This window comes from Lutispora sp., assembly GCF_041687175.1.
GTDB lineage: Bacteria > Bacillota > Clostridia > Lutisporales > Lutisporaceae > Lutispora.
The window spans coordinates 1-6,962 of sequence record NZ_JAWLCK010000130.1; the positions used below are offsets into that span (position 1 = coordinate 1).

Sequence of the window (6,962 nt, forward strand, 5' to 3'; positions counted from 1 at the left end):
ACAAAAAAATAAACAGGTTCAAAAAGTCACTCAACTTCGATGACTTCATTTGCTAGCCGGGGGATTCATTTTACACATAATTTTGGACTTGATCTTATCTTCCCCATCCTTATATTTTACTTTACTACTACTGTAATTCAATTATTGCTCTTATTGCATATGAGTCATTTACCTTTTCAAAAATTATCCAATATCCATAAAATTTTTCAAGTGTATTTTCATTTATTTCGCTAAATGAAAACGCAAAATAATTATTTGATAAACTAAAAATCTGTGGAATATATTCATTGTTTTTCAGAATAAGTTCTTGGCATCCCTTAATAATATCGGACAATTGATTTTGTATAACACTTTCATCCTTCTCTAACCAGTCAATATTGAGTAATGCGTTATTTGTAATTTCATAGTCATTGAAATAAATTTCTTTAACTTCTGTACTAAACGTACCACCACTCAAACTAATGCCTGCCTTACCACTTTGAGAGCTTACTAAAAACATGTCTTCCCTAACATCATTTTTATAAACAAGTATTGCGTTATTTTCGTCTCTTCCATCGTCAAAGTAACTTATTGAATATACACCATATGCATCAATAAACTCTTGAAAGCCTTTCGAATTTTCTTCATAAATATAGTCATTAAGGCGTATTATGAATTCACTTAAGGACTCCTCTTGACTAACATAGCTGCTTTCTTGATGTTCACCCTCTTCATCAGCAATATCTATGGGGCTTTCAGTATTTTTCACTTCATTAACCTGACTGCTAGAATTATTACTTTCGCTGTTTAAATCATTATTATTGCAAGCAGAAACTAATAAAATCATTGCAATAATTATATATAATTTCACTTGTTGCATAAAATCCTCCCTCTTATTGCAAGTTGGGATAAGCATTCAATGATTATCAAGCGTTATAAGTATTGACAAACAGCATCAATATTCATTAGTGAAAAAATTGAACCAATATCGTTCAGTCAAGTATAGGTTTAATTTATTTCATAAAGCTCTTCTGATTCCTTTACCAAAGTATTTCCTTCCCAAATAAGTTTTTGGATAATACCTGATTGTGCATCTTTTTTCTGCCAATTTAACAAGTAACCATCATAAACTTCAAAATATGAAAGTATTTCATCATACTTTACTTTAGTGAATCCGTTTGTAAGATTATCCCAAACATACAGTTTATAATTATTATTCATAGTACCAGAGATCTCCAAAAATCGAACATCTACATAACCATCCATATTGACATCTATAAATTTAACAACATCATGAAAATCTGATGAACGTGTAGATAACGTCAGCAAATTTTCCCCCTTCTCATTATTTAGAACAAACTTAAATTGATATTCTTTGTCAAGACTCAATTCTGCATAGTACTTTGTTTCATCTTTACCTTGAATAATTTCGTATTTTACCTTGTTATAATCAGATAAGATAGTTTCTTTAACATAAGCTGTAAAAGAGTTCGTACATTCTATTTGATGATTATTAATTTCATAGTTTGCTTTCTGACGATTTTCGAATAACATATGTTTGAGTTTGTTATAATCTGATTCAATTAAATACCAGGTATCATTGTAGCAAACAATATATTTTGTCATACCTTGTCCCGTTACACTATACAAATCGGTGATGCCAGAAACATCTTTTATATCAGTATAAATACTTATAGTCTCGTAAGCTTGAAACATATTGCTTAAATACTCTACAGTACTATCGTTATTGTTAAAATTTTGTTTTTCGATTTCTTTAATAATTATGGTCATTTGAGTTTTCGGACGAACTTTTCCCTCATCAATTTCCAACTTAAATGTTACCTCATTATCACTTCTGATATAAGAAACTATATGATATAAGTCTAGTCCAAAAGACAGTTTACCATATTGTATCTCCTTATGAGTTTCATCTTGATATGTTTCAATATTGTATGAGCTATTAGATTGACCTTGTTGTTCTATTGTTTCAATTGATGTATCAAGTTGCTTTTGTGTTGTTATATCATTACAACCAACTAATATTAATAGAAATATAATAATTATTAATACTATTCTTTTCATATTTTATACCTATTCTCCATATATTGGTGTAAAGTGATTTTTAAAAAGTTAGGTTATCGCTTGTACAACCTCTATTAAATTAATCTAACTTTTCCCTAACCTCAGGATCAAAAAAACCGATGTTATTTTTAGTTTTTTCATTCATTCTGATAATGCAATAAACCTTGCCATATTTCATTTTCAGTTTTTATATTTTCTCTAATATTTTGGTACTTAATTTCAAATTCTGCATGATCACCAATAGCATGTCCAACACTTATAGAAATTCCCAAAGAATTGGTCGTTAAATAGCTAAATACGTCAGATTGTTTCTCCGTACCAATATTGTCTAAAGAATCTGCTTCCTTAAAATATTCTTGAACTTCTTCGCTAGTAAAATATTCTAATGCCTCGCTTTGTTCTGGCCACATTGATTTAAATTCCTCGTTTAAAAATTTCTGAGCAAAATTCTTATCAATTTCCACAATATCTTTTAGCCTTAATCTTTCTCCTGTCATGATGTTAATATTAGTAGTGAAAAACAGATTGTTTGGATGCGCTGCATTACTAACACTACCAACTCCTGAGTACTGAACACTTAAAATATTTGGATTCTTTAAGGTAACTTTGTAATCGATACTTAATTCCACTGAACCATATGGATTTTCATAATAATTTATTACTTTTATAGCCTCATTCTTTAAAGTTCTATTAATCTTTTTCTGCTTTTCATTATCACTTAATCCTGATATCTGCGGATATTTTATATTGCATTTAAATTTATCATCATTTTTCGAGTAATTTAATTCATTTATAATATAATTATTATCATTATTACCTAGTTTTTGTTGATTATTAGGATTATTCTCGTTTTCATGTTTTTCTACTATAGGATCAACCATGAGTGTCTCAGCCTCATTCTTTGTTGAAAGCGACCTGTTTTCACTTTTATTGCATGCTACTAAACTCAAAGTAAGCAAAATTAATAATGTTACTATAATTCCATTCTTTAACATTTCTTTTATCCTCTCTTAAAATATTGATATCTTAACAGTTTGAGCCGTCGGCGTGTGATAGTAGCCATTTTAACTATTGAGCTTGTCCGGTCTTTCGAACTGAAGATAATTATTGTTTTCTTTTTTCATGATGAGTTTTAGCTTTTCGTTTGAGAACACCTTACACAAAATAATTTAAGTCAACTTTCTATGAACTCCACTGTTAAATTCATATATCCCATCTTTTGCTGTTGCAATAGAATTGTCGTTTAGATTATCCGGAAGGGTACTGATATAATCCGGCGGGGACACACCATAAAATCATAGTAGATTATATTTATTCTGCATCAAGTCTGCTACTATAAAACAACCCATCATCCGTTTGAAGGAAAACCCTCTCAATATGTTCAATGTCGGGATCATTAAAAGCAGTAATTATCACTACGTCTTTTAATCCGTCCTCGTTTATGTCCATTATTGAAGTTTCTATAATTTCAGAACCAGTTTGAAATGATGCTTTAAACTCATAAAGAATGTCATCATGCTCATTTGTTATATAGGCTACTGGATGTACCTTATTACTACCATCGGATTCTCCCGCTACAAAATTAACATTTCCCCAAGAATTTAAATCTACTGTAAAAGATAGATCCTCAAATTGAGTAAAACTTTCTATATCTTCAAGATTGTATGGTCTAAACAGAAAGATTCCATCAAGGGATAAGTCATTATAATGTTCTTCTTTATCCGTATACTTTATCGTCGCTTCTATCTCGTCGTTTTTATTAAAGACTAATGTAACATGTCCTTTGTTTCCTGCTTTATCACTAAAGTAACATTCAGCTATCCCATTTTTAATTGTTCCATTTAAAACCCCTAAATATTTTGAAGGTTTAAGTGAATAGTAATAAAAATCAGGCATAGCTATTGTTCTTGTTGAGAACTTTCCTTCTATTTTTCCATCTTTAATTTTAGAAATGAAAAAAGAAGAATATTCATATGTACCGCCATTCCAACTTATTACAACCCATATCTTTTTAAGGTACTGACTATAGTCGATTGTAACCATACCACCTTTTGATGTCGGATCACTAGTTTTGATTTGCACTGCATCCGCAGGCGGCTGAGCCGTACCCGAAATGCTTTTCCCATTTACCTCAGTAATTTCAGAAGGCTGATTTTCAGTAATAACAGCCTTATCTTTATAATTGGTACACCCAACTAATCCAACACAAATTATTATACTTAATATAATGGGTAAACCTATTTTAATCATTAAACTTCTCCTGTTTATTAGGCGTTTTTATTATTATTCACTAAAGTATTCATACCACATTTCTGCATATTCAATCCTATTTTGTCGTCTTTTCTCATCGTCAGCAGATCTTTCATGTGATCCATGAAATACCAACGCTAGTTGACACAATATATTCATCATAAGTCATCTTATACGGAGAATCATAATTAGTTGTTGCAAACCATTGACGACAGTCCGATGGAGTAGATGTCTGGCTACTCCATATCAAAAATTCCAGTTGTAAATCCATAAGTTGTTTTGGGTCATTTTGTGCCATCCCGTTAGCATTATTAACATTAAGCTCTGCCCAATCAAGGAATTTTGTTGTATCATCCCATTGAACTTGACCATATCCTAACTTTGTATTATTTAAATCCTGCCACACTCCAGGGTTCAACTGACTTTCTTGCTGAATATTCCCAAGCAAACCAGCTATAGCATTCTTCGACCAACCTTCATCAATTAAATAATCATAAATATATTGAGCATTTGCTTTCTGTTGTTCATCAGTCAAACGAGTTGAATCCGTTGAGGCAAGAGCATGTACTACTCCATTTTCACTCGTCCCTCAGGTTGTAAACTTAAACTATCCTTTTTAAAAGGAGTATATTTTTTACTACCTACCCCGCCTTTTTTTCATGGTGGGCGGCATTGAATAAACTAGCCTTCTCATAATATAGACTAAAGCTTGCCCTTTGGTCTTTCCTTCTTTTATCTTTCTTTGGTAATAGTCATGGAATACAGGATTTCTAGGTATCTTACTGCCTTTAGAAACCTGCACCTGCTGTACGGCTAGGAAGTAGAATAAGCCATGTAAGGTTCTATTCCCTTGCTCACTCTTTTTATCCTTCCCCTTGCCGCCCGAACTAAAATGAACGGGTGCTATTCCTGCAAATCTTGCTAGTTTATCGGGGTTTGGAAATCTTGTAATATCTCCGATCTCTGCTACTACGGCAGAGGAAGTAACAAGGTCAATACCAGGCATAGTGTCTAGCTTGTAGTCTAACTTATCCATTAGTACTCTTAATTCTTCTTCTAAATAGGCAATTCCCTGCTTTTTAAATTGAATATCTCTTACGATACTTTGCACAAGAAAATCTCTATGGTCTTGGTATTCTCTTTTGGTATCCCCATCAGCAGTAATAAGGGATAGTATCCCTTTCGCTTTTCTTTTAGATACTGCATTGTTACTTGCTTCAAGAAGAAAAGCTGTTAATTCACTTAGAGTAACACCTTTTAATGTTTGAGGGGCGGGGTATTGTTTAAAAAAAGCTAAAGCAGTCTTACCATCTATTTCACTAAAGAATTTCTTATAACTAGGATAGTGATAGCTTAACTGCATGTGTAGCTGATTCTTTAATGGAGTTAATCTTTTACTAGAGCATTACATTTAGAATGTTATTGTTTTACCTGTCATTAGATGATTTTACTAAGGCAATAAGTACCCCTTTTTCTGATTTGGCGGGGGCGGGGAGTAATTAGAATGTATTCATCAGTTATATAAATAAGGGATAGTCCCTTACCTTTATGATAAAAGAGCTATCCCTATTAGAACTTAGTTTTCTAGACAAGCTAATAATGATGAAAATGCCTTGGCTACGTTGTCTTTGAACGTTCAGAAATTTGTTGTTTATTGAGAATTCTTAGCAGTATATATCAATAGGCTCTTGTTAAAAACTCATGTATTGATGAAATACTCACTCCTGCCTTCCATTAGTGGCAGACAGCGCAGTCAGCAAACCTGTTCCTCGTATGTTTACATCTAATTGACTCTCAAAAGTTCAAAGTAAGTATTTCTATTTTCGGAAATTAATGTATTAGAGTCTTTGACAAAAAACCCATATATTATGCTATCTGAAATCCATTCGCTCTCTTCATCCATACTATCATCAGTATATATTGTAACTAATAATGGGGGATTTTTCGAATCTAATCCTAATGCTTCGTATGTTGTAACAAGTTCAGTCCATAATTCATTTGGCATAACAACTCGTTCTCCATATTGAGGATTATATAACTCTACACTATCAAAAACAGCCCTTTCTGGAGTAAGTATTAGACTCTTGCCAATGAAACCTTCAACGTCTTCTTTTCCCCAAATGCTTGGTGCTTCAGAAGGTAACAATCTACTTATTTTCCATTCACCATAATAAATTTTACTATCTTCTTCTACAGTTTCATACCCTTCTGACGATTTCATATTATCATCCATATTTTTTACATTGTTAGAATAATATTGTTCTTCTTGTTCATTGTAATTTTCTGAACATCCCATTATTAATATTAAACTCATAACAATAACCATGATTATTATTCTTTTTTTCATGATGTTACCTCCCTAAACTTAATGCGTGTGACTTATGGAATATCTACTGGTTTATCTCGATAGTCCCTATTATATTCGCCATATAAAAAAATATCTGCTGCATCACAACTTCGTCAATAAACTCCAAAGAAAATATCCAAATGATTAAAAAAGCAAATAAAGCTATGAACCACCTTATTTTTTGGGAATAGGTAATTCTAAAACAACTTGAATCAATTTCATAATTCCCTTTTTTAAAAATGCTCGCAAGAGCAGAATTTCAAAGAACATCTTAAAAAAACTTTATGCAGCGATATGTTGTGCG

General features: G+C 31.8%; 6 protein-coding genes and 1 pseudogene. All 7 read right to left on the minus strand.

What is annotated here, in order from left to right; genetic code table 11:
- Positions 1–127 precede the first annotated feature (127 nt).
- On the minus strand, positions 128–859 hold the full coding sequence (locus ACESM9_RS13430; protein WP_372999645.1) for a hypothetical protein: 732 nt from the start codon (positions 857–859) through the stop codon (positions 128–130).
- Between the two features lie 128 nt (positions 860–987).
- Entirely contained in the window at positions 988–2,061 is a 1,074-nt protein-coding gene (locus ACESM9_RS13435) for a hypothetical protein (protein ID WP_372999648.1), read from the minus strand.
- Between the two features lie 137 nt (positions 2,062–2,198).
- On the minus strand, positions 2,199–3,056 hold the full coding sequence (locus tag ACESM9_RS13440) for a DUF4163 domain-containing protein (RefSeq protein ID WP_372999651.1): 858 nt from the start codon (positions 3,054–3,056) through the stop codon (positions 2,199–2,201).
- Positions 3,057–3,372: 316 nt separating this feature from the next.
- The gene (locus tag ACESM9_RS13445; protein WP_372999654.1) at positions 3,373–4,311 is read right to left on the minus strand and encodes a hypothetical protein; all 939 of its coding nucleotides are present in this window, start codon (positions 4,309–4,311) and stop codon (positions 3,373–3,375) included.
- A 112-nt stretch (positions 4,312–4,423) separates the two neighbouring features.
- Positions 4,424–4,846 (minus strand): phage tail tip lysozyme, encoded by a 423-nt coding sequence (locus ACESM9_RS13450; protein ID WP_372999657.1) that lies wholly within the window; start codon positions 4,844–4,846, stop codon positions 4,424–4,426.
- A gap of 102 nt (positions 4,847–4,948) precedes the next feature.
- A pseudogene (locus tag ACESM9_RS13455) lies at positions 4,949–5,707 on the minus strand (transposase); the annotation flags it as partial.
- 387 nt (positions 5,708–6,094) lie between these two features.
- A complete protein-coding gene (locus ACESM9_RS13460) occupies positions 6,095–6,658 on the minus strand; it encodes a hypothetical protein (protein ID WP_372999660.1) in 564 nt (187 codons plus the stop codon).
- Positions 6,659–6,962: the final 304 nt, after the last annotated feature.

Coding starts and splice junctions, on each gene's coding strand:
- ACESM9_RS13440 (WP_372999651.1), bottom strand. CDS start 3,056: ATGTTAAAGAATGGAATTATAGTAACATTATTAATTTTGCTTACTTTG.
- ACESM9_RS13445 (WP_372999654.1), bottom strand. CDS start 4,311: ATGATTAAAATAGGTTTACCCATTATATTAAGTATAATAATTTGTGTT.
- ACESM9_RS13435 (WP_372999648.1), bottom strand. CDS start 2,061: ATGAAAAGAATAGTATTAATAATTATTATATTTCTATTAATATTAGTT.
- ACESM9_RS13430 (WP_372999645.1), bottom strand. CDS start 859: ATGCAACAAGTGAAATTATATATAATTATTGCAATGATTTTATTAGTT.
- ACESM9_RS13460 (WP_372999660.1), bottom strand. CDS start 6,658: ATGAAAAAAAGAATAATAATCATGGTTATTGTTATGAGTTTAATATTA.